The following is a 25,264-nucleotide window of genomic DNA, read 5'->3' on the forward strand; positions in this document are numbered from 1 at the left end:
ACATGGACTGTTAGATAAGCCATATTTACCATTGAGACAGCACCAGATTGTGCCTGAGCAAGGGCGCGATGGGTGCTTTTGCTTTTATGGAGAGCTTGAATATGGATCCAGAAGCAGGAAGTTATCGGGTATGGTCGAAAGTAAATAATGAGATATTAAGACGGCTACCTATAAGGGCTTATGAAAGGAGAAATTATGGAAGGAACCCATAATACTTCGGATTCAATTGATGCATACATATCAAAATTCCCTCCAGAGGTTCAGGAAATTCTTAATACGTTAAGAAAGGTTATACAAGAGTCGGCGCCAGAAGCTAAGGAAAAGATAAGTTATCAAATGCCTACATTTGATCTGCATGGAAATTTGGTGCATTTTGCTGCTTACAAAAATCATATAGGATTTTATCCAGCTCCAAGTGGGGTTGATGCGTTCAAGCATGAATTATCACCATACAAATGGGCAAAAGGGTCTATACAATTTCCTTTAGACAAGCCGCTGCCTTACGAATTAGTATGTCGGATAGTTAAATTCAGAGCTGACGAAAATATGAAACAAGTAAAAAACACCAGTACCCGTACCAGAGGAAAGAGGTCATAGGCATGAACTTTAATGAAATCAAGAAAATCGTGGGTGAGAGCAGCAACATCGTTTTTTTCGGAGGTGCTGGTACCTCAACCGAGAGTGGAATTCCCGATTTCCGCTCTGCTGATGGATTATATAATGAAGGAACGGACGAGAGGTATACGCCGGAAGAAATGTTAAGCCGTGATTTTTTCTTGGAGCGGACGGAGATGTTTTATCATTTTTATAAATCAAAAATGCTTTATCCAGATGCAAGGCCTAATCCGGCTCACGAAGCATTGGTGAAGCTTGAGCAGAGAGGGCAGCTGAAGGCTATCATTACACAGAATATTGATGGTCTCCATCAGCTTGCTGGAAGTATGAATGTGCTTGAGCTGCATGGATCTGTTCACAGGAATCGCTGTATGGGTTGCCACGCGGTATATCCTTTGGCGTCGATCGTTGGATCACATGGCCCCGTGCCTTTATGTGAGCGGTGTGGTGAACTGGTTAAGCCGGATGTCGTTTTATATCAAGAGAGCTTGGACATGGAACTACTGGAACGCGCGGCTGCATATATACAACAAGCTGATGTATTGATCGTCGCAGGTACTTCTCTTACCGTACAGCCAGCAGCGGGGTTAATTCGGTTATATGAAGGGAACCACTTCCTGTTAATTAATAAGAGTGCCACGCCTATGGACGGATTAGCCAACTATATCATCTCGGAGAGCATTGCCAAGGTACTGAGTGCGCTGACAGCCGACTGAAACAGAGCTATGGGATACCACATAGGTTATTCATTAGGGTTATTCTGCAGGGCGTTGAAGAAGCGACTTTGTGGGGTGACCCTTTTTTATGATAAGAAGTTGGAATCAAGCTATGTTTAGATGGCCGTGGTATAATTTTACTATTTTGCAACCATATTGAGCTTGTTGTCGTTAAGTAGATGTGACGATTAGCAAAAAAGTAGAGGTGTACCGATGAAATATGTGATGCTTGTAGCGACTATATTCCTTTGTATGACAGGCTGCTCAACAAATAGTCCAAATGACGGGAATCCTAAGGTTTGGGACTATAGGGAAGGCTACGTAATTGCAAAAGAATATCATAAATATTTAGTAGTGCGAAATACAAATAGCGCTGAAATCAAAAATAAAACCGTATCGCAGCTATTAAAGGAAGCTCAGCCGGATGCGATATGGATTACGGTACATACGGATAACGATTCCATACATATTGGTGACAAAGTAAGTATTTCTATTGATGGCGGTATTGATCAATCCTATCCTGCTCAAGCTTCAGCTAAAGATTTTAAAAAATTATGAAAAATTATAAAGTATTTCTTAAATCTGAAAAAAGCCAAATAAGCAAAGCTATACTTTTCATACAGTGGTGCAAACTCCACCAGATTAGATAGTGAGGAGTAACAAATGTGAAAAGATGGTTAGTTGGCTTGTTGCTGATTGCGGTTATGCTTGTGGGTACAGTAGGGTGCGAATTATCCGTTAGCAGCAAGGAGAAGGGAAGTACAACCGGATTCAAAGCGCTGGGCAAGGATGCGAAGGCAAAAATCAAAGTGTTGTTTTATAATGAGCAGGCCTTTGCCATGCTGTATGGCAATACCTTTAACGCCAAATACCCCAATATCGAGGTAGAGGTTATACCTATGACCTCATTGATGCTGCCAGACAAGGATAAGAATAAAGAACTGGTCAAGCTGCTGGAGGAAACCTCACCGGATGTCATGTTCTTGAGTCAGGAGCAGTATGAAAAGCTTTCGGGAGATGGGAAGCTGCTTGAATTGGAAACGATTATTAAAAAAGATAAATTCGATTTGGATAGCATGCTTCCAGCCAGCACTCAATTGTTGAAGACAAAAGGAAATGGCATGCTGTACGGTTTGGCATCGGGTTTTAGCGCCAAGGCGCTTTATTATAACAAAGATATTTTTGATCAAAATGGTGTGCCCTATCCTACAGACAGGATGAGCTGGGATGAGGTGCTTCAACTGGCCAAGCGATTCCCGACGAGTGGGGAGGGACCCAATCGCATATATGGATTTCATCAGGGCAGCTTTCAAAGCGGGTACTATGAGCTGTTGAATAATATGGGTCACACGCAAGGTCTGAGCATGGTCGATTCGGAATCTATGGCTGTCAAGATCAACAGTGAGCCCTGGAAAAAAATTGTTCAATCCGCTGTGGATGCGTATAGAGCTGGCGTTATCGCCGAGCCCTCCAATCCGGCAGCTAATATGAATGCAGTGGACTCCATCTTCACCCAAAATCATTTTATATCGGGTAAGGCTGCTATGACCGTAGATAGCTTCAACATGATTGCTTTGATGTCCGAGGCACAAAAAACTGTCAAGGATCTGAAGCCTGTTAATTGGGCATTGGTCACGGAGCCGATAGACAGAAGCAACCCGGATACGGCCACAAGCTTTGCTTTGAGTCAGATTATGGCGATTAATTCCAAAACCACGGACCCTGCTGCCGCATGGGAACTGGTCAAATATCTCAACGGTGACGAATACGCCAAAATCATATCGAAATCGACGTTTGAACTTCTGACCCGAACTGCTTACGTGAAGGATAAGGACGGCCGCAGTCTGGAGGCCTTCTATAAGCTGCGGCCGGGTGATAAAAGCTATAACGATTTTAATACTTTGACAGCAATCCCTTTTAGCTTTTATACAGCCTTTGATACTATAGTCAATCAAGAGTTTAAATCGGTGCTGGATCAGAAAAAAACGATAGAGGATGCTTTAAAAGAAATCGAAGACAAAGGACAGCAGGAGATGACGAAGGCGAAGTTCGAGCAGGAAAGCGGCAAGGACAGTAAGCAATAAGCGTGTTCCGGGATGCCTGGCGGCTGACAGGATATGATAGCGAAGGAGAATGGAGAGAGGGCTATTGAAGGAAACAATCAATATTTTACTCGTAGAGGATGAGCCGGAAATCGCCCGCGTAATCCGTGATTACTTGACAACAGAAGGGTGCAGGGTCACCTGGTCCTCTACGGGACTCGAGGGTTGGGAGGATTTCAACCGGGATACGTATCATCTTGTGCTCGTCGATCTGATGCTGCCCGAAATGGATGGGTTTACCTTATGCCGTAACATTCGTTTAGCGAGTGACGTTCCCATGATCATCGTAAGTGCCCATCAAGAAGATCATCATAAAGTTAGCGGCCTGCAGTTGGGTGCGGACGATTATATTACCAAGCCGTTCAGTCTCGTGGAGGTTTCTGCTCGAATTCACTCCCATCTCCGCCGCTATCGCCGATTTCGCAATGAGCTGGCAGATAGCGGCAATCAGATCGATTATCAGTACGGCTTAACAATCGATTCGATGACGCAAAGGATATTTCTGAGTGGGGAAGAGGTTCTGCTGACAGTTAAGGAACTGGCGCTCATCCTGCTATTAGCCAAGCATCCGCATCGGACATTTTCAAAGAAGGAGCTTTACGAGCAAATCTGGCAGCAGTCGGATGTAGATGGCAACAATACCGTAACGGTTCATATCAAAAGCCTACGGACCAAGCTGAAGGATACGACGAGGGAGCCTGTGTTTATTCAAACCATGTGGGGAAGCGGCTATCGGTTTATAGGGGAGCAGCGTTGCGATGAAGCTTAAATATTGGTTAATGCTTGTGTTCTTGATTGTCATGCTGCTACCTGTTGCAGCCCTGTACGCCTTCTATGTATGGTTAAGTCAGTATGACCAAAGACAGGATATTTTGGAGTATATCGAATTTTCCAATACAATCAGCGGGATTGAATCCAGGTTGCAGAGCCCTTCATATTATGAAATTCAGTCCAAAGAGCCATATGGTGCCGTCGAAGAGCTGGCGAGTGGTACGGTCAAAATTAGTTTATACCGGTATGATGGTGTAACTTTGTTCACTTCCGGAACGGATTCCTTAGCTGCCTCCCTGCCTCGCATCAATAGAGACAACCTGTATGCGCATTTGTATGAATTGCAAAAAAGCTATTATACATATTCAATCAAAAAACCAGTTTTTAACGGATCGAAACTGCTCGGTTTTTACGAAATCAAGCTGGCCCGGCAGCAGTGGCTTCAAGGGGTACAGTACAGGACATTATGGATTGGATTATGTTTTGTATTCTTTTTTATCGTGCTCTATGCGTCGGTTATTTATTTTATCCATCGAAAATTCGCGAGGCCGATCCGTTTATTAATGGAACAGATGACTTCGTTTGCCTATGATCGACCCTTTCAGCCCATTCTCCATAAGACTCATGACGAGATTGGCGAATTGATCACCCATTTTATGCATATGCGGTCACAAATCATGCAATCACGGGAAACGATTAAGAAGGAGCAGCAGGAAAAAGAATATATCGTCGCCTCATTATCACACGATCTGAAAACTCCCTTGACCTTGATCCGTGCCTATACCGAATTAATGCAAGGAAAGCAGCTGCTTCATGAGCAGGAACGGATCGAGTACTTCTCCATGCTGTTCGAGAAAATGGATTATATGAAACAACTGCTGGACGATTTAACGATGTATACCGTGCTGCGATCGTCTTATCATGAGATGGAGCGGGTCGACGTGGATGGAGACGAATTATTTGACATGCTGCTCTCCGGCTACGATGAGTTGTGCACACAAAACAGTATTGATCTACATAAGGAAAGCTGCGTTCAAGGGATATATGCCGTTAATGTTTCGCAAATGGTCAGAATCATCGATAATCTAATGAACAATGCAATTCGCCATACGCTGCCGAACGATACGATTTGGCTTGGAGCTGTATCTGATCCATTCAAGCTGCCGGATTGGGTGTTCCCTGTTTTTCAACAGGCGTTAGCGGAGTGGCGTACGGATGGCGTTATCCTGCTGGTTCAGAATGAAGGCGAGGCGATTCCGATCGCTAGTCAGGAAAAAGTGTTTGAGCCATTTTATCAGGTGGATGCATCCCGTACGAAAACGAAAACAGGTCAATCGGGATTGGGACTCAGTATCGCAAAAATCATCATGGATAAGCATAATGGAAAGATTCAGTTATGGTCAGCGCCGGGGTATGGTACCCTTGTTGTATGTTGGTTGCAGAGAAAGAAGGAGGATCAAGCTTGAAGTGGAATTATCTCAGTTTGGGAATCGGGATATCGTTGCTTTTTGTCGTATCGGGTTGTACGGACCATACAGAAGCTACGCCTGCAGATATCGTTTCCAAAGTTTTGGAATCGCAGAAAAAAATCGACTCCTACTACGCTGAAGGAACGATGCTGGTGAAGCAGAAAGATATGGAGACCGAGGCGTCTGTGTATAAAGAGTGGTATGATGCAGACAGCAAAAAGAAACGGGTGGACATCAGAAGCAGCGGACAAGAGACTGTCACGTCTGTTAATGATGGCAAGCAAGTCATTGTCTACGATCGGACGAAAGATAGCGCATTTTCGATGAATATTACCAATGATATGGGAATCACTTCAATGACACAGCGGGAGCAATTGATGAATATGTTGAGAGCCATGCAATCGACGCATAAATCTGAGGTTGTCGGGGAAGAGAGCATACTCGGCATGAACACATATCATATGAAGGTGTCTGCCGATTCAGCTAATACGATGCTAGGCGACATGGAATTTTGGGTCGACCAGAAAACATGGTTTATCTTGAAATCAATCGCGTCCAGTGGTGATTTTGCCATTGAGTCCACCTATACGAAAGTGGATTTTTCTCCGAAATATACAGATGCAACCTTTTGGCTGGAAATTCCTAAGCATGTCATTATTCAATCGCTTCAGGATATCAATCCGATCAGGGAAGTGACGCTTGAAGAGGGGGAGCGTGCTCTTGGTCAACCGTTTCGAGTGTTACATGACAACAATGTGACCCTGACAAAAGTAGAAATGCACGAGTTGCAGGGGGAGCTGAAGCATACGGAAATCACCGCCTATTATGCGCGAAATAACGAGCCTTCTTTTCTGTTAAGTGTTTTCAAAACGCCGAAAGATACAAGTTTGGAACACGATGCCGGAACTATCAACATTCGTGAATCGAAAGGAAAGTATCTTGCCGAAATTCATGCGCTCGTATGGGATGAGGAGGGTTTAAGATATTCCTTGATCGTTCAAAATCCCGATATCCCTCTGGAAGAGGTTGTGGAGCGCACAAATAGGATGGAGTTAAGCTCCATGTAACCCGAACAGGCTAGCTAGGTTAGCCGTTGTTAGTATGAAGGAGGTCTGTTGACGATGGATATACAACCCAATGAAACCATAGACCGGCGTGCGATCACAGCGTGGCAGTGGGGTGCAGCGATTACCAGCTTATGTATCGCGGCGGTTGGTGCCGTTATTATAATTATTGCCATTAAATATAATTGGCCCGGCTGGGTTACGGTGCTCATAGGGGCTGCCATTATACTGGAAATGTACCTGGATATTATCGTCATCCCGCCGCTCAGATGGAAACGGTGGCGTTATGAAATCAGGGAAGAGGAGATCGATCTGCTGCATGGCGTTGTTCTTGTTAAAAGAACGGTGATTCCGATGGTCCGAATCCAGCATGTCGATACACATCAGGGACCGATACTACGCAAATACGGTTTGACAAGCGTAACCTTTTCCACAGCTGCGGGCAAGCATCATATTCCTGCTCTTGCTGACGAGACGGCTGCGCTTGTACGTAACCGAATTGCTGAACTCGCGAGGGTGAATAATGAAGACATCTGAGTCTATTCACAACGGTAAAAGACTGCATCCACTAACAGCACTTCTCTCTTCGATGGGGCTCATAAAAGAAGCGTTGATTCCATTAGTCGTTCTGTTAACGACGTGGTTTTTTCGTGGGGAAGGGACTAGCGGAGCAGGGTACTGGAGAATCATCGTGATCGCTGCGATTGTAGTCTGCATGCTCGGGTTCGGTATCTTGTCCTGGCTTCGTTACCGCTATGAGGTATCCGACGGGCAACTCAAAGTGGAACAGGGTATTTGGGTGACCAAGCGACAGTTCATTCCGATTGAACGTATTCAGACGATTGACTTGACGGAAGGGCTGCTGCATCGTATATTCCGGGTTACCCGGGTTCAGGTGCAGACTGCTGGAGGCAATAAACCTGAAGTCGTACTCTCCGCGGTAACGCGGAAGGAGGCTCATCATCTGAGGGAGCAGCTGCGTGCACACAAAACCAATGCTCAGGATGAAGGCATTGCTGAGACCGATAGCCTTGAGGCAGGCAAGGTTGGGAATCTGTCGGGGGATTGGACAGGGCAGACGAAGCCAGAAGTGGATGAGCAGAAGCCTATGTACAAGAGCTCTCTGGGCAGCTTGTTTATTGCGGGGATGAGCTCAGGCAGTATGGGACTCGCGATTGCGTTAGTTCTTGCCCTGATGTCCAAAGTGGATGAGATTTTTCCTGACTTGAAGGTGTTTCAAATGGTCGTAGATATGTTTGAATTTGCGGCTATCCCGTTGATCGTCGCGGCTGGTTTGTTGATTGCCTGGGTTCTGGGAGTGTGTCTATCGATTATTAAGTTTGCTAATTTTACTATTATTCGCTTGGGGGATGAGCTGGTTATCTCGCGGGGACTGTTGGAGCGAAGGCAGGTCACGCTGCCCCTAGCCCGAATTCAGGCGATTCGTATCGTGGAGGATCTTCTGTGGCAGCCGTTCGGGTTTGCTGCTATTCATGTAGAAAGCGTTGGATACGGTAATGAGAAAGGGGAGACAACCTTGCTGTTCCCGCTGCTGCGGCGCACTGAAATCGAAAGGTTCCTGCAGCGAATGGCACCCAGGTTTGCTGTACAATCGACACTAGCCTTCGAAGCACTGCCACATAAAGCCTGGAGAAGTTATGTCCTGCCCTGGACGGTTATTTTTGCGATAGCGACTGCGGTGACGGTATGGTTTACAAATTGGGGCTGGCTCGGGTCGATACTTTGCTTGGGGTCAGCTCTTCTCGGTTATAGGAGCTTTAAGGATGCAGGAAGTATGCTGACCAACGACATGCTTGTGCTTCGCATGCGTCGGCTTGCGTTAACCACTGTCAGGGTACCGCGTAACCGGATCCAATCATGCCGGATGGAACATGGACCTTTGGAACGGCGTTGGGGGCTGGCGACAATCGGCATCTCCGTTGCTTCCCGACTGGCGGGCGCTCAGTTTGAGTTGTACGGTTTGCCCGTATCGAAGTGCTCTGCCATTATGAAGTGGTACCGTCCGAATCATAAGTGAAGCAGCTACTTGCATCCGCGTCCCACTGTGTATGCTTCAATGAAAAATGACCATCTTATGCGATGGTCATTTTTCGTTATCTTGGAAGTCAGGAAGCTATTGTACTAAACCTGAAAAGCCTCCATCTGCCTGCTCCATTCGAAATAAAGTTCCGTCAATCGATCCTCCAGCAGGTCCTTATCCGCATCTACGGTGTTGGCTTCGCTCTCATACCAATCGAGCATCATACGAAGACCTTCGTTTAACGATATAGTAGCTTCGAAGCCGGGAATATCTGATTTAATAAGAGAATTGTCGAACAGCCCGGAATAGCTTTTCTCGAATACTAGATGGGCAAACAAACCAGGGTTTGCTTTTGCCAAAAGCTCTGAGGGGATATGGACGATTTGCGGCTCGATCCCGATAATGCTGCCGAACTCCACATACAAATCGTTCCAGATGTGTACACTCTCATGAGTGGCATGATAAGCCTTGTTGTAGGTCCGTGTATTTCCAACAGCGCCAACAAAGGCTTTGGCCAAATCAGGGGCAAAGGTAAAAGCCCATGGCGTTGTTCCATCCCCGAACATCACAAGCGGCTTGCCTTGGCGAATTCGCTGAACTATGTTGTAATTTTGTCTCAGCACACCCAGATTACTGCCACCGATTCCGTAGGTTAACGATGGCCGGATAATCGTGATCGGAAGCTGCTGTTCCCCGGCAATACGCTGCAAATACCGCTCCATTTCGGCCTTTTCGTAAGCATAGGCAAATTCCGGGTTATCGAAAAGCTCCTCGGCATCCTCTTTAATCGGATTGGTCTTGTATGGCCGTTTGTACGCAGCTATGCTGGAGCACATGATAAGTTGTCCGGCACGATGGTTAAAGGTGTTAACCGTTGAACGGGCGTCAGCTTCATTAAAGCTGATCATATCGATCACGACATCGAACGTGCGCTTGCTCATAGATGCCTCAAAGCGCTGGGCATCTGATTTATCACCTGTTATCCATTCCACGTCACCGGCAAATGGCAGCTTTCGGGAACCCCGGTTAAATATAACGACTTCATGACCAGCGAGCAGCAGCTGCGATACAATTTGTCTGCTAATCACACCGGTTCCACCTAATAGAAGAACGTTCAAGACTATCACCTTCTCGTTATGATTATGTTCTCATTCATATTCTTAGTATATCGAAGATCAACGTAATATTTAAGAGCTATCTTCATATTCAGTAAGTTACATGGAAGTGATCTATGGGTTTACAGGGGCATGTCAGATACCTCTATATAAGAAATATTGACTAGTTACAAAATGTATCGTAATATTTTTATATGCCTGATATATTTACGCTATATTTGAGAGGTTTGGCCTATTTTAGGTGAATTCGCAGGGAGGAGGAAAAATTTATAGGGAAAACCATGTATTTAATGATACAAAATGTATCAATTGCGTGATCAGCCTGGATACTTATTTCTTCTTTTCCAGCGTTTTTCAAAATTCCGATTCAAAGAAAGGAGGTTTTCACATGAATCCCATCAAGGGTCGTTTTAAAAATCATTTGGATGAGGAGATGGTGCATCTTCATAAAAATCTGTATATCAACCGCAGTGACCCGATGTATTATGAAAAGGTTATTCGTTATTTGGACCCCCGTTCACCTGAAGCGCATTATAAGCTAGGTCAAAAGTTTGAAGCAAAAGGCATCGTGGATAAGGCGATTTTTCATTACAAGGAATGCAGGAAGACCTATCCATCACCCTTTTACTTTGCTTCGGCCAGCGCCATACGAGGTTTGGAAGGTAACGGAAAGGGGGCTGAATCGCTTCCGGTTTCTGATTTCCCTATCATCTACAAGAGCAGTTCTACGTCTCCACGTTTGTGGAAAATCATACTATTCATGATTTTGCTGCTGAGTGTGTTTCTATGGGGACTCCTATGGGGAAAAGATTCGATTACCAGAACGGTATCCGCTTTTCAGCTGTGGGGTGTAGGGAAAGAGATTACTTATGAGGTCGTGGACATGCCTTATATTATTTATTTAACAAAGGACAAGCCTCACAAAGAAATCGAGAATGATTTGTACAACAAAGCTCTGGACCTGGCCAAAACCAATCCTGGACAAAATATTTGGCTGTACGGAATCGCGAGCAATGGTCAAAATCCCGATAAGAAACTAGTTCCTTTAACGGATGAGACTCAAAAGGTTAAGGCATTCGTAGTGGCGCAATACAATTCAGCCCAGGATCAAACAGTAAAAATTCGCTTTATCAATACGGATTTTGGAAAGCTTACGCTTGCGGAGGCAGGGGCTAATCTTGTACGTACTGCACTGGAGGCTTATATTTCCGATAACGGCACTCCACCAGACAAGCTGGACAAGCTGGTAGCCGATTACCCGCAAAACTATTTAAGCTTCATCCCCCAGGAAATACAGTCGGGCTCTAATCAAATTGTGGGGAAGTACGATGGTGATGGCGGATGGGTGTTTGATCCGTTGGCCAAGCAGTATAGCGATATGTTTTATCCTAATACTGTAGAGAACCCGAATTCGCATCGGGCAAATTTTGAGCGTTACCGGGTAGTGGTGGGGAAAAGCGACCATTCTCTGCAATTGTTAGCTGGCTCAACGCTGCTGATGGAGAAGCAGGTAGGACTGGGGGCAGATGATGCGACACCGGTAGGTAGTTTTTCCGTATTGGACAGGGTGAAGGAGCCACAAGGCAAGCATCCCAACGTGTACGGCAGCTCTGCCCTCGGAATGGGCGCGATCGCCTTGCATGGCACGAACGATCCTGCTTCCATCGGAAGCAATCTGTCATTGGGCTGCATCCGTATGACAAATGCCGATATTGAGGAGCTATATCCTTTTATTCCCAAGGGAACCGTTGTGTTCATCCGTGATAACAATCATACAGGTCTGACAGCCGCTACCGCTCAGTGGAATCCGCAAGTATTCGTTCCCTTGGGCACCAGACTTCCGAATGAATCTGCAAAAAACAAGGTATTCCATTGGTTAGGCTAAAAGAAATACGAGGAAAACCGCCCGATTCTGCCGATAGTTGGTAGCGTCGGGTTATTTTGTTTGAAAATCTCGCTTCTTTTGTGCGTATATTTGTGTTATCCTTACGTGTTATGACATAAAGGGACGGTTTGTGGAGACAGTACTAGATATGTTAAAGATACGTGAATACAAATATACATGGTATACAATTAAGGAGACAACATGACATTTAATGACTTGAATATTACACCCACGATTTTAAAAGCTCTAGCCAAGGAGAACTATACAAAGCCTACACCGATACAGGAGCAGGCGATTCCGGCTGTATTGGCTGGCAGAGATTTGCTGGGCTGCGCTCAAACCGGAACCGGGAAGACGGCCGCGTTTGCGGTGCCGATTATCCAGCTGTTAAGTGAACAGCAGGGCAGACCCAATACGCAGCGCCGAGTTCGCTCCCTGATTTTGACACCAACAAGAGAGCTCGCTTTACAGATTTCAGATAACATTGTGGCTTACAGCCAATACACCCAGCTGCGCTGCACGGCTATCGTAGGTGGTGTTTCACAAAAAGCGCAGGAGCGGGCGCTGCATTTGGGTGCGGATATCGTGATCGCCACTCCGGGCAGACTCCTCGATCTCATCAATCAAAAGCATATCGATTTGCAGCATGTCCAAATCTTAGTATTGGATGAAGCGGACCGCATGCTGGATATGGGTTTTATTCATGATGTGAAGAAAATCATCTCCAAAATGCCAGCCAAAAGACAAACACTTTTCTTCTCGGCCACGATGCCTCCGGAAATATCCAAAATGGTCAAAGACCTGCTGAAAGATCCAGTGAAAGTTGAAATCACGCCGGTCTCTTCTACGGCAGACCGCATCCAACAATCCGTATACTGGGTAGATAAGGAAAACAAACAGTCATTGTTGAGCTACCTTTTGCAGGATAAATCGATTGCTTCAGCGCTCGTATTTACCCGGACAAAACATGGTGCAGATCGGGTTGTGAAAGCACTGACCAAGGTGCATATTACCGCTCAGGCCATTCACGGGGACAAGTCTCAAAATGCCCGTCAAAATGCACTTAGCAATTTCAAAAGTGGCGTCACGCGAGTGTTGGTAGCGACAGATATTGCAGCAAGAGGCATAGATATCGATGAGCTTTCGCATGTAATCAATTTCAACCTGCCTAATATTCCGGAAACCTACGTTCATCGAATTGGCCGTACCGGTAGAGCGGGACTGAGCGGGATCGCCATCTCTTTTTGCGAGCATGAAGAAATTCCGTATCTCAAGGATATCGAGAAATTAATCGGCAAGACCATTCCTGAAGTGAAGGATCATCCGTATCCGATGCTGAATACAGCCCCTCCCTCCAAGGCGGCACAACCATCGAAACCGGCAGTCTCCAAACCAGCTAAGCCCAAGACTAGCCCTAAGGCTAATCCGAAGCTCAAGCCCAGGTCTGAGTGGTTCAAAAAAGGTAGTAAACCGAATAGATAAATAAACCCATACCTCCAGCAAATCGTGATGTACCGCGATGCAGGGGGTATTTTTTGTTTTCATTGTTCTCTCATGATGAATTCGCAAGATAGTATTTGTTGTGTAACAAGATAGTATTTGTTGTCTATGACGATATCGCATATAATCACAATGATTGTTGTATTGACATGTTCTTTTCCAAATAATCCAGCTTGCCTAAGGTGATGTCACATGCTAAATACTAAAATGCAATTGAATGACAATCAGCGGTTTCTTATACGAAGTGTCTCTATTATCGTGCTGGGTCTTTTTATCAATCAACTGCTGCAGACGGTGGGGAGCATCGTAGTGGCGCGTGTATTGAATGACCCTGGCAAATTTGGTGAAGTGAATTTATTGCTGCAGGTTTTCGGGATGGTGAACCTTTTTCTCAATTTGGGATTTAATTCTTCATTGGTGTATACGTTTTCAACGAACTCGAAGGACGCAATTGAAAATAAGTTTCGGTTGGCCATGCTGGGCAGTGTATTTTTTGGAGTGGTTGTCTGCATCCTGCTTGCAGCCTTGTCGCCGCTACTCGCTCAGACGTATGCACTGCCCTCTTTACAAGGTGCTCTCCTCATAAGCTCGATCATGCTGGTGTTCAATTCGATCATTAATATCGGGGTATCCTCCTTCTCCGGTAATCGCAATTTTGGCACGCAGGCGTTGTTTATGGTCATTACAACGACGCTTTCCACTGTGGGTACGGTATTAGGCGTGCTATGGCCTGTAGGTGAGGATGGCTTCCTGTGGGGAGTGTCCATTGGGATGGGTATGGGATCGGTACTGGCTGCGCTGTTCATTTGTTGGAAGGTAGAAAAAGTGCATCATCCGAAATGGTTGGGCAGCGTGTCTATTTCTGAAATCTGGAAGATGATGCAGTATGGCGTTCCGCTGTGGGCTGGTAATATCGCGAAGGCGTTTCAACAGCCTTTTGTGACAATGATCATTGGCTCCAGCTCGGTCATTGCTGTTGGACATATCAGCAACGCTTTTCGTATAACGGGATTTATTGGAATTGTGACTTGGGCGTTCATGATTGTGACCTTTCCGTTTGTCGCGGCGAGCTATCAGGACCCTCTGGAAAGCAAAAGGCGGGGGACCTTGTGTATCCGATATAACAACCTGATCTTGTACCCTCTAACGGTTGTGATTTGTTTGTATCCAGATCAGATTAATGGATATTTATTCGGTGAAGGCTATACGAGCGAGGACTCGGCCACTTATATCCGGCTGCTGGCGCTCGGGGTGTTCTTCTCGTCAGTTGGCCGATTAGGCGGCAATATATTAGCGGGGATTGGCAAAACCAAAGCGAATTTCTGGGTGATGATCGTGGCCGGTATTTTTGTGATCACGCTGGTTCCCACTATTGCCGCGAGCCATCCTGTCTTGGCGGTATGGATCTATACGGGCGGCTGGGCCATCTCTGCCATCTGTATGATCTGGTTCTTTTATTTGGAAAATTTCACGCTCAATTGGTGGAAGGCTTACGGAGAGCCTTTGATTCCAAGCCTGCTCATGGGCCTGTTTATGGAAGTCGGTCGGTTTACAGGGGGATGGATGACCAGCTTTGTTGTTGTAGGGATTATTTGTTTGATTGTGCTGACTATGTATGTAGAGCTGAGAGTGGGGAAAGGGTTGGGAGCGACGAGGAATGAGGTTATGTGATGTCGCAACCGCAACCTGTACTGTACGCCTTTAAGAGAACAAAATAGCTTCATAAAATAATCTAATTGGATATAGAATCCTGTTCCGTCCGGTTGAATCCTTTAACGATTAGCCATATAGCCAAAACCAATTGTTGAAAGGCTATTGGAATGTTCAACATCATGTAGGTTGCATCCAGACCGATGAAGCGAATCATAAATAATAAGCTTGCCAATATGGACAATGTTGACCCAATAAGACCCGAAACTGACAACCAACGTGGAACTAATTTTGTTTGGTAAAATATGCAGTTAAACAAGAACATAGCCAAAACAAATGCCAGTGTCGTTGCCACATGGTTCACCAAATCACGTCCTTCCCGTAACAATCCACCCAGGGTCTGAAAATACGATACATTCAGAGTTCCAACTTTTGCAAATTCGTGGCTTAATGTCAATAGCAACAGAAGAATGATTACACCAATAATAATGAACACACCCGCAATGATGCCGAAAGCAACAGATCCAAGAGCTAAACCATTATTATGCTTACTTAAAATCGGATACATCCAAATAGGAATACCAACATATGCAACAACCATTAACAACTGGAAAAACGCTCCTGTCAGTACCTGATTTCCATTTGTAGAAGCCTTGACAAGGTAGTCTGCTCCATCTATAACAGGAACAACACTAAATATACCTGTAACCAACCCGGCTATTAATAACACCCCAGTAATTACTGCAGACCTTCTACCTGAATTTGTGCTCTTCCTCAACACGATTAACCTCCTTATAATACCTACACTTTATAATAAAATAACAGGGAAAGGTAAGATAAAACAGATACTTTAGTATGTTTAGGCCTCTAACTTACTTAAGTATTCATTCACTAAGCAAAAACAGGATCTGTTTTAACGTTTTTCCGATGTGTTCTTTCTCTGATGAACCGATGCTCCACTGCATCAACAATTCCGCCATTCTGTGGCTCTGGCTGTTTTGGGCTTGTCACGAGGAACTGCCGGGTAGCACTGGAGCAGCTGCGTGTCCATCAACCTATTGTTAATCGAATACGCGAACCGTCCAACTAGGCGGTATCGCGTTATTGCGCATTCCGTGGAGGATTGAACAATTGAATTAGCGTTTTGAAGCAGGTAACATGACGTTAACTGAAGCAAAGGAGGTTCGAGGTGGTGGCAAAACAGCATACTCAATTGGAACCCGGAACCACCAAAGCATCGGCGGGAAAGCTAAGATCTAACGAGAACCCGTATCTCGCCAATATCCAAAAACACTGGATGTTGTATGTGATGATCCTGCCCGGCGTGCTTTATTTTCTTGTTTTTAAATACGTACCGCTGGCGGGAAGCGTAATCGCGTTTCAGAATTATCAGATTTTCAAGGGCATGATGGGAAGCTCCTGGGTCGGTCTGGATAACTTCAAGTTTATCTTTACATACCAAGATTTTTACTATGTATTGAGAAACACGGCGATCATCGCTCTGTATAAGCTGTTATTCGGCTTCCCGGCGCCGATCATCCTGGCGCTCCTGTTAAATGAAGTGAGGCTGATGTTAGCCAAACGGGTGGTGCAGAGCTTGTTCTACCTCCCGCACTTTTTATCGTGGGTCGTCGTTGGCGGTATTGTGTTCGAGCTGCTATCGACTCAGGGCGTGGCCAACATGGTACGGAGTTGGTTTGGACTTGACCCGATCCTGTTCATGCAGGAGCAAAAGTTTTTCCGGTTGATCGTCGTGCTGTCCGGGATCTGGAAAGAAGTTGGATGGGGAACGATCATATACCTGGCTGCTATCGCAGGCATTAATCCGAATCTGTACGAAGCGGCTGTCATGGACGGAGCTAATCGGTGGAAGCAGACGATTCATATCACATTACCCACCATGTTCCCGACGATCCTGGTACTGTTCCTGCTTAACATCGGCAATTTCCTGGAGCTCGGCTTTGACCAGATATTTAATCTGTTGACGCCGATGACGTATTCCGTCGGTGACATCATCGAGACGTATGTATATCGGGCCGGGGTGCTGCAGGGGCAGTATAGTGTTTCGACCGCGATCGGTTTATTTCAGTCGATTATCGGGTTCGCTTTGCTGTGGATTTTCAACCGAATGGCCCGAAAAACAGAACAGGGGTTGTGGTAAATGAAGCAAACCTATGGAGACAAGATATTTTCCATATTGAACTATGTATGCTTGGCGGGTGCGGCCGTCACCATGCTGATGCCGCTGGTGCACCTGTTGGCCGTATCCTTAAGCTCGCCCATTGCGGCGGATTCCAAGCAGGTATTTCTGATTCCCATCGAGTTTACGGTGGCATCATGGGAGCATATTCTTCAGAACAAGGGGCTGTGGGGTTCGTTTGGCATTACTGTTTATATTACGGTGATGGGTACTCTGCTGAGCATGCTGTTCTCGGTGTTGACGGCTTATCCGTTGTCCCATAAAGAATTTCTCGTGCGCAAGCCAATCATGTTCGGAATCATTATTACGATGATTTTCAATGCACCGCTAATTCCGTTCTTCCTGACGGTTCGCGAGCTGGGCATGATGAATTCAGTATGGGCTCTGATTCTGCCCGGACTTATCAGCACATTCAATATGATTATTATCCGGACTTTTTTGATGGGTATTCCGTCGGAGCTCTACGATTCGGCTCGTATGGACGGCTGCAATGATGCTGGGATCTTGTTCCGCATCTACCTGCCCCTCTCCAAACCAGTGCTGGCGACAGTCAGCTTGTTCTATGCTGTAGGCTATTGGAATACGTTCCAGCGGGCGGTGTTGTTCATTCGAGATCCGAACAAATGGCCACTGCAAATGAAGCTTCGCGCTTATCTGACTTCGCCGGAGGAGCTTGCTGCAGTGAACATGGCCCTGGGCGATTACGATTTCAATACGACAACGTTGAAAGCGGCAACCATTATTTTTGCAACAGTCCCGATAATTTTGGTATATCCTTATTTACAAAAATATTTTGTCAAAGGCTCCATGCTCGGGTCAGTTAAAGAGTAGCGGTATTAAAGCAAGAGCGGTTTCGGATATGAAGTTGGATAGATAGTTTTTTATAAAAAGGGAGGAATTAACAGATGAAGAAACGTTTATTTCGGAAACCGACAAGAATGTCGGCTCTGGCTTCGCTGCTGGCGATCGCCACGCTGACTGGCTGCACCAATACGGGAGACAGCTCGTCATCCTCAGATACTAGCGGAAAGGACGGCAAGGCCGTTACCGTTAAAGTATTCAAAAGTCATATGGGCGCCGGCTCTATTCCGGATAGCAGCAACCCGCATGTCAAATATGTGGCAGAGAAGACAGGCGTGGAATATAAGCTGATTACGACGCCTCCGGGCTCGGAACCGACCGAATTCCTCAATCTGATGATCGCCTCCAACGATATGCCGGATATTCTCCGCCCGATCGGGGGCATCGAACAGACGCTGATCAAGCAGGGCGGAGCTTTGCCGCTGGATGACCTGCTGCCCAAGTATGCACCTAATGTATGGAAGAACATTCCGAAGGAAGCGTGGGACATCGTGCGCTCGGCTTCCCCGGATGGGCACATCTACTATATACCGAAGGTGTTTCTCGTCCCTGAACGGGCACCCATGATCCGCAAGGATTGGCTCGATAAGGTCGGTCTGCCTATGCCGAAGACAATGGAGGAATATAAGGACGTTCTGCGGGCCTTTCGCGACAAGGACCCGAACGGCAACGGTGTCAAAGACGAGCTGCCGACCTCGGGACGCGAATTCGGCAAGTGGATGGATCATCTGTTCGGCATGTACGGTATTGCCATGTGGGAAGGCAGCCCGGAGTGGGATGAGTATGATGGAAAGATTCAATACGCGGGAGTTACCCCGAACATGAAGGCCGCCATTGGGAATATCCGTGAGCTGTATGTGGAGAAGCTGCTGGATAACGAGACTTTCCTGAACAAGGGGGATGTCTGGCAGGCCAAAATCAACAACAATCTGGTCGGCAGCTGGTACCATCTTCCTGCTAACGTTGTCGATCGCTACAACGCGATGCTGAAGGGGGCGCCGAACGCCTATATCGTCGGAATGCCGATACCCAAGGTGAACGGCTTTCAAGGCTTTGTCACGCAAAAAAGCATGGGAGAACCGGAGTGGGTTATCCCGGCCTCTGCCAAAAATAAAGCGGAGGCTTCGCTGAAGTTGTTGGACTTCTTCTACGATCAAAGCAACGACGAATTCATTCGTTTCGGTATAGAGGGGCTTCAGCATAAGATTGTGAATGGTAAGAAGATATTGTTGCCGCCGGAGGATAGCCGACCGCTGGCACTGGGTATGCGTAATCTGACGACCAAGGCCGATATGGACATCAGGATCAGGGAGACAATCCCTGAGAACATGCAGAAGATGGTCCAGGACATTTTTGCTGTCAGCACAGCTGATGCGCGTCGAATCGCTGGAGATGGACTGCCGAATACGGTGTATGAAGGCTTTCCGGATATTCAATCTCATAAGCTCTTTCAGGAGTACTTAACCAAAATAGTTATCGGCGACTGGCCGATTGAGAAGTTTGATGAGTTTGTAGACCGGTGGAAAAAAGCAGGGGGCGAAACCGTCACCAAGCGTGTTCAGGAATGGTACGCCAAGGTGAAGAAGTAGCGGAAATGGAATTAAGGAAGAAAGTGGAAGACTGACGATAGGGGGAAACCGGGCGAAGGTGTCATGAGGGCCGGACCGAGATATAATGGGAAGATACTTCCATAAGGTGGGGCTCTAACGTGATACAATCCCTCAAGAAATGGCTGAAATATAATTTGGCCAATACACAAATCCGGCTCATATTGATTCTAACCGTATCGGTTTTCCTTATTATTCTGGCCGTCAGCCTGACTTCCTACTATACGTCGAAGTCGGTGCTGCAGGAAGAGCTAAGCGAGCCGCAGCACCAGATGCTGCAGCTCAATATGAATGTGATTGATGATTCCATCAAAGAGAGCGATCAGATTGCGATCAAAGTCGCGGTGAACGGCAACATTTACAAATTTTTGACGAACGAGGTCCAAAACTCTTATGCAAACATCTCGGAGCTGTATCAACTGCTGTCGACTCTAATCGGCAGTTCCAAGTATGTCAAAAGCATCTATGTCTACGATATTGCGCGGAGCAGCTTCGTCGCTCTTCCACAAGGGTACAGCTCCAGCAAGCTGATGTTCGTCGATTCCGAGTGGGTCAGCGTAGCAGGCGAATTCGGCGATAAGATGACACTGATCAAGAAACGTCAGGTGCCCGAAGGGGCTGGCGGCAAGGGATCTGATATTACGTTGTTTCGCAAGATCGTGATCCAGGGTGAGTTCAAGGGGATCATCGCTGTCAATCTCAAGGACGAGGATTTGTTCGCGAAGCTGAATCCGCCGGTCATGAACAATTTGAACCGTATGCGCTATATCATTGATGAACATGACGAGGTGCTGTACTCCGTCTCGAATTATGCCTTCGATCAGGAGGGGATCCGGCAGGCGCTTAGTGCATTGAAGGAGGATGGCAGCAGCGACATTACGTATCAGAACCGAGAGCTGCTCGTCAATCAGCTCAAGTCACCGGTGACGGGTTGGAAGTATGTGTCCATCGTCGTGCAGGACAGCCTGCTGGCAAAGTCCAAGAAAGTGCGAAATACCGTATTATTAGTGTCCATCGCCGCACTCGGGCTGGGTGGGGTAACGATCTTCTATATCAATGCCGCTGCATTCCGTCCGGTCCGCCGGCTGAGGCAGCTATTCTCGGCTTATGACGGCAAGTCCAGCAGCTCGGAGCGCATTGATTTGGAGAAGCTGGCCGGAGAGCTGCTAAGCAATCACGCTCATCTGGCCCAACTCGTTCAGGAGTCCATGTCCGAAGCGTCCTCCAAGCTGCTCCATGATATATATACGGGCAACCTGACCGGGAAGCGGGATATCAAGGAGAAATGGAGCCGGTACTTTGGGGAATGGTCAACGACACCGGTGACTGTTGCTATTCTGTCAATCGACCGTTATGAAGCATGGTCGCAGACATTTTCTGATGGTGACCGGTCGCTCCTGAAATTTGCAGTCGCGAACATTGTCGCCGAGCTTTTCGAGCCGCAGTGTCGGATCGTCTGTGCCGATTTTGGCAAAGACAAGACAGCGATTCTACTGCAGCCGCACGTTGCTGGCTCACAGCTGAAGGGGAAACTGGTCGAAGCGATCGAAGTCGTGTCCCGCCTGCTGAAATTCTGCGTGTCGGTAGGGGTTAGCACAGCGCAAACGGATATCACCCGATTGAAGCAGGCCATGCTCGAAGCGGAGAATGCACTTACTTACCGATTATACCAAGGTTATGGGCAGGTGATCCTATTCCATGAGGTGTCGGGGCACGAAGTCACGGAGTCGCTGCCAATGGAGTCTGTGCTTAATGAATTGACCCACGCGATTGAGGCAGGCGATGAGACTGCCTCCTTGGAAGCCGTCGATCGAATCATCACACATATACGCAGTCAGTATGAGTATCCTTCAGCGGCAATTTCCTTCCTTCAGGCGACTGCGGAGCGTATCGCGCAGGTTCGGCCAGCCGAAGAAGGCGTTACCGAACAGATGTACGAGCGTTTTGATACACTTCATATACAGGATATTCAAAATGAGCTGAATACCAGGGTCATACCATTGGCGCAGCGGTTCCGCAGGTTGATCGAGAGCAAGGATTTTATTGTGTGCCAGCGCATGATCGACTATATGAAGCAGCATTTGAGTGAGCCAATCGGTATTCCCGAGATTGTTGAATCGATCGGGATCAGCAGTAGTTTGGCAAGTCAGGTGTTCAAGCAGGAAATGGGCGAGACCATCTATAACTATTTGACTCAGCTGCGGATGGAACGGGCGGCCGAGCTGCTGCTAAAGACAGAATGGCGCATATCAGAAATTGCGGTTATGGTCGGTTATCAGCATGAGAACAGTTTTATCCGCAGTTTCCGCAAATTCAAGGATATTACCCCGGGCAAGTACCGGGAGATGATGAGAACCCGGATGGACTCCTTGCTTGAGTAAATAGCAAGGAGGAGCCTCCGATTCAAGCTCGAAGGAGGAGCCATGGACAGACGACGGATCGTGGAACGACATCAACCGGAACTGAATAAATGGGACCCGTGGTCCCCTTTCTCTGTAGGTAACGGGGAGTTTGCTTTTAGCGCCGACATTACCGGCCTGCAGACGTTCCCGGAACAGTATGAGGTACCGCTCGGCACACAATCGAATTGGGGCTGGCATTACACGGGTGGGCACGGACGGTTCACTGCTAGTGATGCCGCCTATCAGATGTTGGATACGTATGGCCGCCCGGTTGGGTATCCAATGAAACCGGGGGACAAGGCCGAGGCTTATCACTGGCTTCGGCAGAACCCTCATCGCCTGCAGCTTGGCCGTATTTCCTTTCGGATATTGCTGGAATCAGGGGCAGAGGCACAAGCGGGCGATGTAACGAATATCCGCCAGCAAATGAATTTATGGACCGGAATTCTTAACAGCGAATTCTGCGTTCAGGATGTGCCGATCCGCGTGATGACAGCATCCCATCCGGTATCTGACGTCATAGGTGTACGTGTGGAATCGCCGTTGATCAGGCAGGGACGGCTGCTGGTGTTCATCCAATTCCCTGCGCCCGATATGACCCATACCGAATGGTCCAAGGCCGTGTTTCCGGATTGGGGCCATGACGATAGGCATCGGACGGTGCTACGCGAGTCGGGTGATCAGCGGGCTTTGCTGGAGAGGAGCATGGACGAGGATAGCTATGAAGTAGGCTGGGAATGGAGCGCAGGCCGGATAGAGAGAACCGGTGTTCATGAATTCACGCTGCTGCCTGACACACAGAGCGAGGTGCTTGAATTTTCCGTCGGCTTTGCCCCTCGGACACCGCAGACGAAACCTGTTGACAATATCGTGGCTGCAAGCAGGAGCCATTGGGAGAGGTTCTGGATGAGCGGCGCGGCGATCGATTTCGCCGGAAGCGCCGATCCCAGAGCGTATGAGCTGGAGCGTCGTGTGGTGCTGTCGCAATATCTGTGCGCTGTACATAGTGGCGGTTCGCTGCCGCCGCAGGAGACGGGGCTCATGTATAACAGCTGGTTCGGTAAGTCCCATCTGGAGATGCATTGGTGGCATGCTGCACATTTTCCACTATGGGGCCGAGAGAGCTACCTGTTGAAAAGCATGAATTGGTATTGTGAGATTTTGCCGATCGCCCGTGATCTGGCACAATCCCAAGGCTATGAAGGAGCGCGCTGGCCCAAGATGGTCGGTTTTGACGGTCAGCCTTGTCCGTCACCAGTCGCTCCCGGCCTGATCTGGCAGCAGCCGCATCCGATGGCGCTTGCTGAGCTGTGCTATCAAGCCGATCCGACGCGCGTGACACTGGAGCGATTCCGCGACCTGGTGTTCGAAGCAGCTAATTTCATGGTGTCGTATGCGCATCCGGATAAAGAGAAGCGCGTCTATAATCTGGGGCCGCCGCTGATCCCGGCGCAGGAATGCCATTCTATGCAGGACAGTATAAACCCGCCGTATGAGCTGGAATATTGGAAGTACGGCCTGGAAATCGCTGCACGCTGGGCGGAGCGTCTGCAGGTAGCGGCCAATCCGCTATGGGCAGAAGTTGCCCAAGCAATAGCCGAGCCCCCGCAAGCGGACGGTGTTTATCTTGCCCATGAGCGGTGTGAGGACACCTTCACAGCCAAAAATCACGACCATCCGTCTATGCTGGGTGCGCTCGGTATCCTGCCGGGTACGCTGATCGACCGTAAGGTCATGCTGAACACCCTGTTGAAGGTCAAGGACGTATGGAATTGGGATTCAGCTTGGGGTTGGGACTTCCCGATGTGCGCGATGACGGCTGCAAGGCTCGGGGAGCCTGATCTTGCGGTGGATTTCCTGCTGCTGGATGCTACGAAGAACACTTATTTGACCAATGGTCATAATTATCAACGTCCAGGCTTATCGGCTTACTTGCCGGGCAACGGCGGGCTGCTGACTGCCGTTGCGATGATGGCTTGCGGCTGGAACGGCAGTCAGCAAGGATATAACCCTGGTTTTCCCCAGAATGGAAGATGGTCGGTGAAGTGGGAAGGCCTGAAGCCCTGGCTGTAGAAAATGGAGAAGTTAGGTACGCAAAATATGCCAGAGGAGGCGAGAGCATGACCAAAGGAACAGTCTGGCCCTCAGAACGGAAGAGGATTATCGATCGGCTGACAGGGCTTGAGGTTACACAGCTGACGGATTATAAAGCGCATAGCTATCATCTTTATTTTACAGAGAGCGGGTGGTATGACGACGGACAGCGTCTATTGTTTATCTCGGACAGGGGCAACAGCACAAATCTGTATAGCATGCACCTGGAAAGCGGCCTTATGACGCAATTAACCGATTACCCGGACAACGATTATCTGGATGCCTGCCTGCTGCCGGATGGGAGCGCTGTGTTTGTCAAAATCGGGAGCCGCCTCATCCGGCTGGATCTGCAGTCGTTGGAGGAGGAGCTATGGTATGAAGCGCCGGAGGGCTATCATCTTGGAAATTGCAGTGCGACGGCCGATAGCTTGTCCGTCTTAACCTGTGTACAGGAGGATATGTCGCACCGCATTCAGCTTGATCTGGGTAACGGTTATGTCGGCCACCGGGAGCTAATGGAGGCTGCTCCCAATAGTAGGATCGTACGTATTGATGCTCGCGGGGGCACTTCGGAGATTGTATACGAGACGAACCGTTTTATCACTCATATCAATGCGTCGCTGACAAAGCCATGGCTCATGACGTTCTGCCACGAAGGTCCGTGGCAGCTGGTCGACCACCGCATATGGGTTCTGAACCTACGAACAGGGAGTGTGTGGAAAATACGGGAGCGACTGGAGCCTGGAGAGAAGGTCGGACATGAATTTTTCTATCCGGATGGGGTGACAATCGGTTATCACGGCTTCCGTGCTAACGGTACCAATTTCTTTGGCAGCATCCGTTATGACAATACGGGGATGCAAGAGACGGAATTCGCCTTCGATACTTGGCATGGGTACGCGGATGGCTTGGGACAGGTGGTTGTAGATGGCAAAGGTGCAGTCAAGACGCTAAGTATGTGGCGCATGATCGATGGTGTGTATGATGGCCCCCGCATGCTGTGTGAGCTGCGCTGCAGCTTTCATTCACAGAAGGTGCATGCCCACCCGCGTTTTGACGCGGACGGAAAGCGACTGCTGTTCACGAGCGATAAGAACGGTTATGGGAACCTCTACTTGGTTGATATCCCGGACGATTTCACCGCTTTGCCACTGTTCACGCCTTGAACAGGA

The 25,264-nt window shown here is 47.8% G+C and carries 20 protein-coding genes; 18 read left to right on the forward strand and 2 right to left on the reverse strand.

All coding sequences use genetic code 11. The features are described from left to right. Positions 1-195 precede the first annotated feature (195 nt). The 9 genes from OB236_RS09815 (at position 196) to OB236_RS09855 (ending at position 8,775) form a co-directional block, all read left to right on the forward strand. Positions 196-597 (forward strand): iron chaperone, encoded by a 402-nt coding sequence (locus OB236_RS09815; RefSeq protein ID WP_262683824.1) that lies wholly within the window; start codon positions 196-198, stop codon positions 595-597. A 2-nt stretch (positions 598-599) separates the two neighbouring features. Further along, positions 600-1,331: an NAD-dependent protein deacylase gene (locus tag OB236_RS09820; protein WP_262683825.1), complete on the forward strand. Its 732-nt coding sequence runs from the start codon at positions 600-602 to the stop codon at positions 1,329-1,331. Positions 1,332-1,544: 213 nt separating this feature from the next. Beyond that, on the forward strand, positions 1,545-1,889 hold the full coding sequence (locus tag OB236_RS09825) for a YobA family protein (RefSeq protein ID WP_262683826.1): 345 nt from the start codon (positions 1,545-1,547) through the stop codon (positions 1,887-1,889). Between the two features lie 107 nt (positions 1,890-1,996). Next, complete coding sequence (locus OB236_RS09830) at positions 1,997-3,415, forward strand: ABC transporter substrate-binding protein (protein WP_262683827.1); 1,419 nt, start codon at positions 1,997-1,999, stop codon at positions 3,413-3,415. A gap of 64 nt (positions 3,416-3,479) precedes the next feature. After that, positions 3,480-4,202, forward strand: a complete 723-nt coding sequence (locus tag OB236_RS09835) for a response regulator transcription factor (protein ID WP_262683828.1) — start codon at positions 3,480-3,482, stop codon at positions 4,200-4,202. Beyond that, the gene (locus OB236_RS09840) at positions 4,192-5,670 is read left to right on the forward strand and encodes a HAMP domain-containing sensor histidine kinase (RefSeq protein ID WP_262683829.1); all 1,479 of its coding nucleotides are present in this window, start codon (positions 4,192-4,194) and stop codon (positions 5,668-5,670) included. Before OB236_RS09835 ends, OB236_RS09840 begins: the two co-directional genes overlap by 11 nt. Next, positions 5,667-6,740 carry a LolA family protein gene (locus OB236_RS09845; RefSeq protein WP_262683830.1) on the forward strand — a complete coding sequence of 358 codons (1,074 nt, stop codon included), beginning with the start codon at positions 5,667-5,669 and terminating at the stop codon, positions 6,738-6,740. Before OB236_RS09840 ends, OB236_RS09845 begins: the two co-directional genes overlap by 4 nt. Positions 6,741-6,794: 54 nt before the next feature. Further along, positions 6,795-7,274 (forward strand): PH domain-containing protein, encoded by a 480-nt coding sequence (locus OB236_RS09850; RefSeq protein WP_262683831.1) that lies wholly within the window; start codon positions 6,795-6,797, stop codon positions 7,272-7,274. Further along, entirely contained in the window at positions 7,261-8,775 is a 1,515-nt protein-coding gene (locus tag OB236_RS09855; RefSeq protein ID WP_262683832.1) for a PH domain-containing protein, read from the forward strand. Before OB236_RS09850 ends, OB236_RS09855 begins: the two co-directional genes overlap by 14 nt. Positions 8,776-8,879: 104 nt before the next feature. Here OB236_RS09855 and OB236_RS09860 read toward each other — a convergent pair whose 3' ends face one another. Further along, on the reverse strand, positions 8,880-9,905 hold the full coding sequence (locus tag OB236_RS09860; RefSeq protein ID WP_262683833.1) for an NAD-dependent epimerase/dehydratase family protein: 1,026 nt from the start codon (positions 9,903-9,905) through the stop codon (positions 8,880-8,882). A 376-nt stretch (positions 9,906-10,281) separates the two neighbouring features. Between OB236_RS09860 and OB236_RS09865 the strand changes: the two genes are divergently transcribed. From OB236_RS09865 to OB236_RS09875, 3 genes are all read left to right on the forward strand, one after another. Beyond that, on the forward strand, positions 10,282-11,778 hold the full coding sequence (locus tag OB236_RS09865) for a L,D-transpeptidase (RefSeq protein WP_262683834.1): 1,497 nt from the start codon (positions 10,282-10,284) through the stop codon (positions 11,776-11,778). Positions 11,779-11,979: 201 nt separating this feature from the next. Beyond that, complete coding sequence (locus OB236_RS09870) at positions 11,980-13,260, forward strand: DEAD/DEAH box helicase (RefSeq protein ID WP_262683835.1); 1,281 nt, start codon at positions 11,980-11,982, stop codon at positions 13,258-13,260. Positions 13,261-13,470: 210 nt separating this feature from the next. Continuing rightward, entirely contained in the window at positions 13,471-14,949 is a 1,479-nt protein-coding gene (locus OB236_RS09875) for an oligosaccharide flippase family protein (RefSeq protein ID WP_262683836.1), read from the forward strand. A gap of 61 nt (positions 14,950-15,010) precedes the next feature. On the opposite strand, the gene OB236_RS09880 is transcribed toward OB236_RS09875, so the two are convergent. Beyond that, positions 15,011-15,709 carry a DUF4386 domain-containing protein gene (locus tag OB236_RS09880; RefSeq protein ID WP_262683837.1) on the reverse strand — a complete coding sequence of 233 codons (699 nt, stop codon included), beginning with the start codon at positions 15,707-15,709 and terminating at the stop codon, positions 15,011-15,013. A 516-nt stretch (positions 15,710-16,225) separates the two neighbouring features. Between OB236_RS09880 and OB236_RS09885 the strand changes: the two genes are divergently transcribed. The 6 genes from OB236_RS09885 to OB236_RS09910 all read left to right on the forward strand — a co-directional run bounded on the left by OB236_RS09885 (position 16,226) and on the right by OB236_RS09910 (position 25,258). After that, positions 16,226-17,089, forward strand: a complete 864-nt coding sequence (locus OB236_RS09885) for an ABC transporter permease (protein ID WP_262683899.1) — start codon at positions 16,226-16,228, stop codon at positions 17,087-17,089. Further along, positions 17,090-17,959, forward strand: a complete 870-nt coding sequence (locus OB236_RS09890; RefSeq protein WP_262683838.1) for a carbohydrate ABC transporter permease — start codon at positions 17,090-17,092, stop codon at positions 17,957-17,959. It abuts the gene before it with no gap. Positions 17,960-18,033: 74 nt separating this feature from the next. Continuing rightward, complete coding sequence (locus OB236_RS09895; RefSeq protein ID WP_262683839.1) at positions 18,034-19,578, forward strand: extracellular solute-binding protein; 1,545 nt, start codon at positions 18,034-18,036, stop codon at positions 19,576-19,578. A 119-nt stretch (positions 19,579-19,697) separates the two neighbouring features. Next, the gene (locus OB236_RS09900) at positions 19,698-21,977 is read left to right on the forward strand and encodes an AraC family transcriptional regulator (protein WP_262683840.1); all 2,280 of its coding nucleotides are present in this window, start codon (positions 19,698-19,700) and stop codon (positions 21,975-21,977) included. Positions 21,978-22,019: 42 nt separating this feature from the next. Continuing rightward, complete coding sequence (locus OB236_RS09905) at positions 22,020-24,071, forward strand: glycoside hydrolase family 65 (protein WP_262683841.1); 2,052 nt, start codon at positions 22,020-22,022, stop codon at positions 24,069-24,071. A gap of 47 nt (positions 24,072-24,118) precedes the next feature. Further along, positions 24,119-25,258: an oligogalacturonate lyase family protein gene (locus OB236_RS09910; RefSeq protein WP_262683842.1), complete on the forward strand. Its 1,140-nt coding sequence runs from the start codon at positions 24,119-24,121 to the stop codon at positions 25,256-25,258. Positions 25,259-25,264: the final 6 nt, after the last annotated feature.

It is taken from the genome of Paenibacillus baimaensis (genome assembly GCF_025567575.1).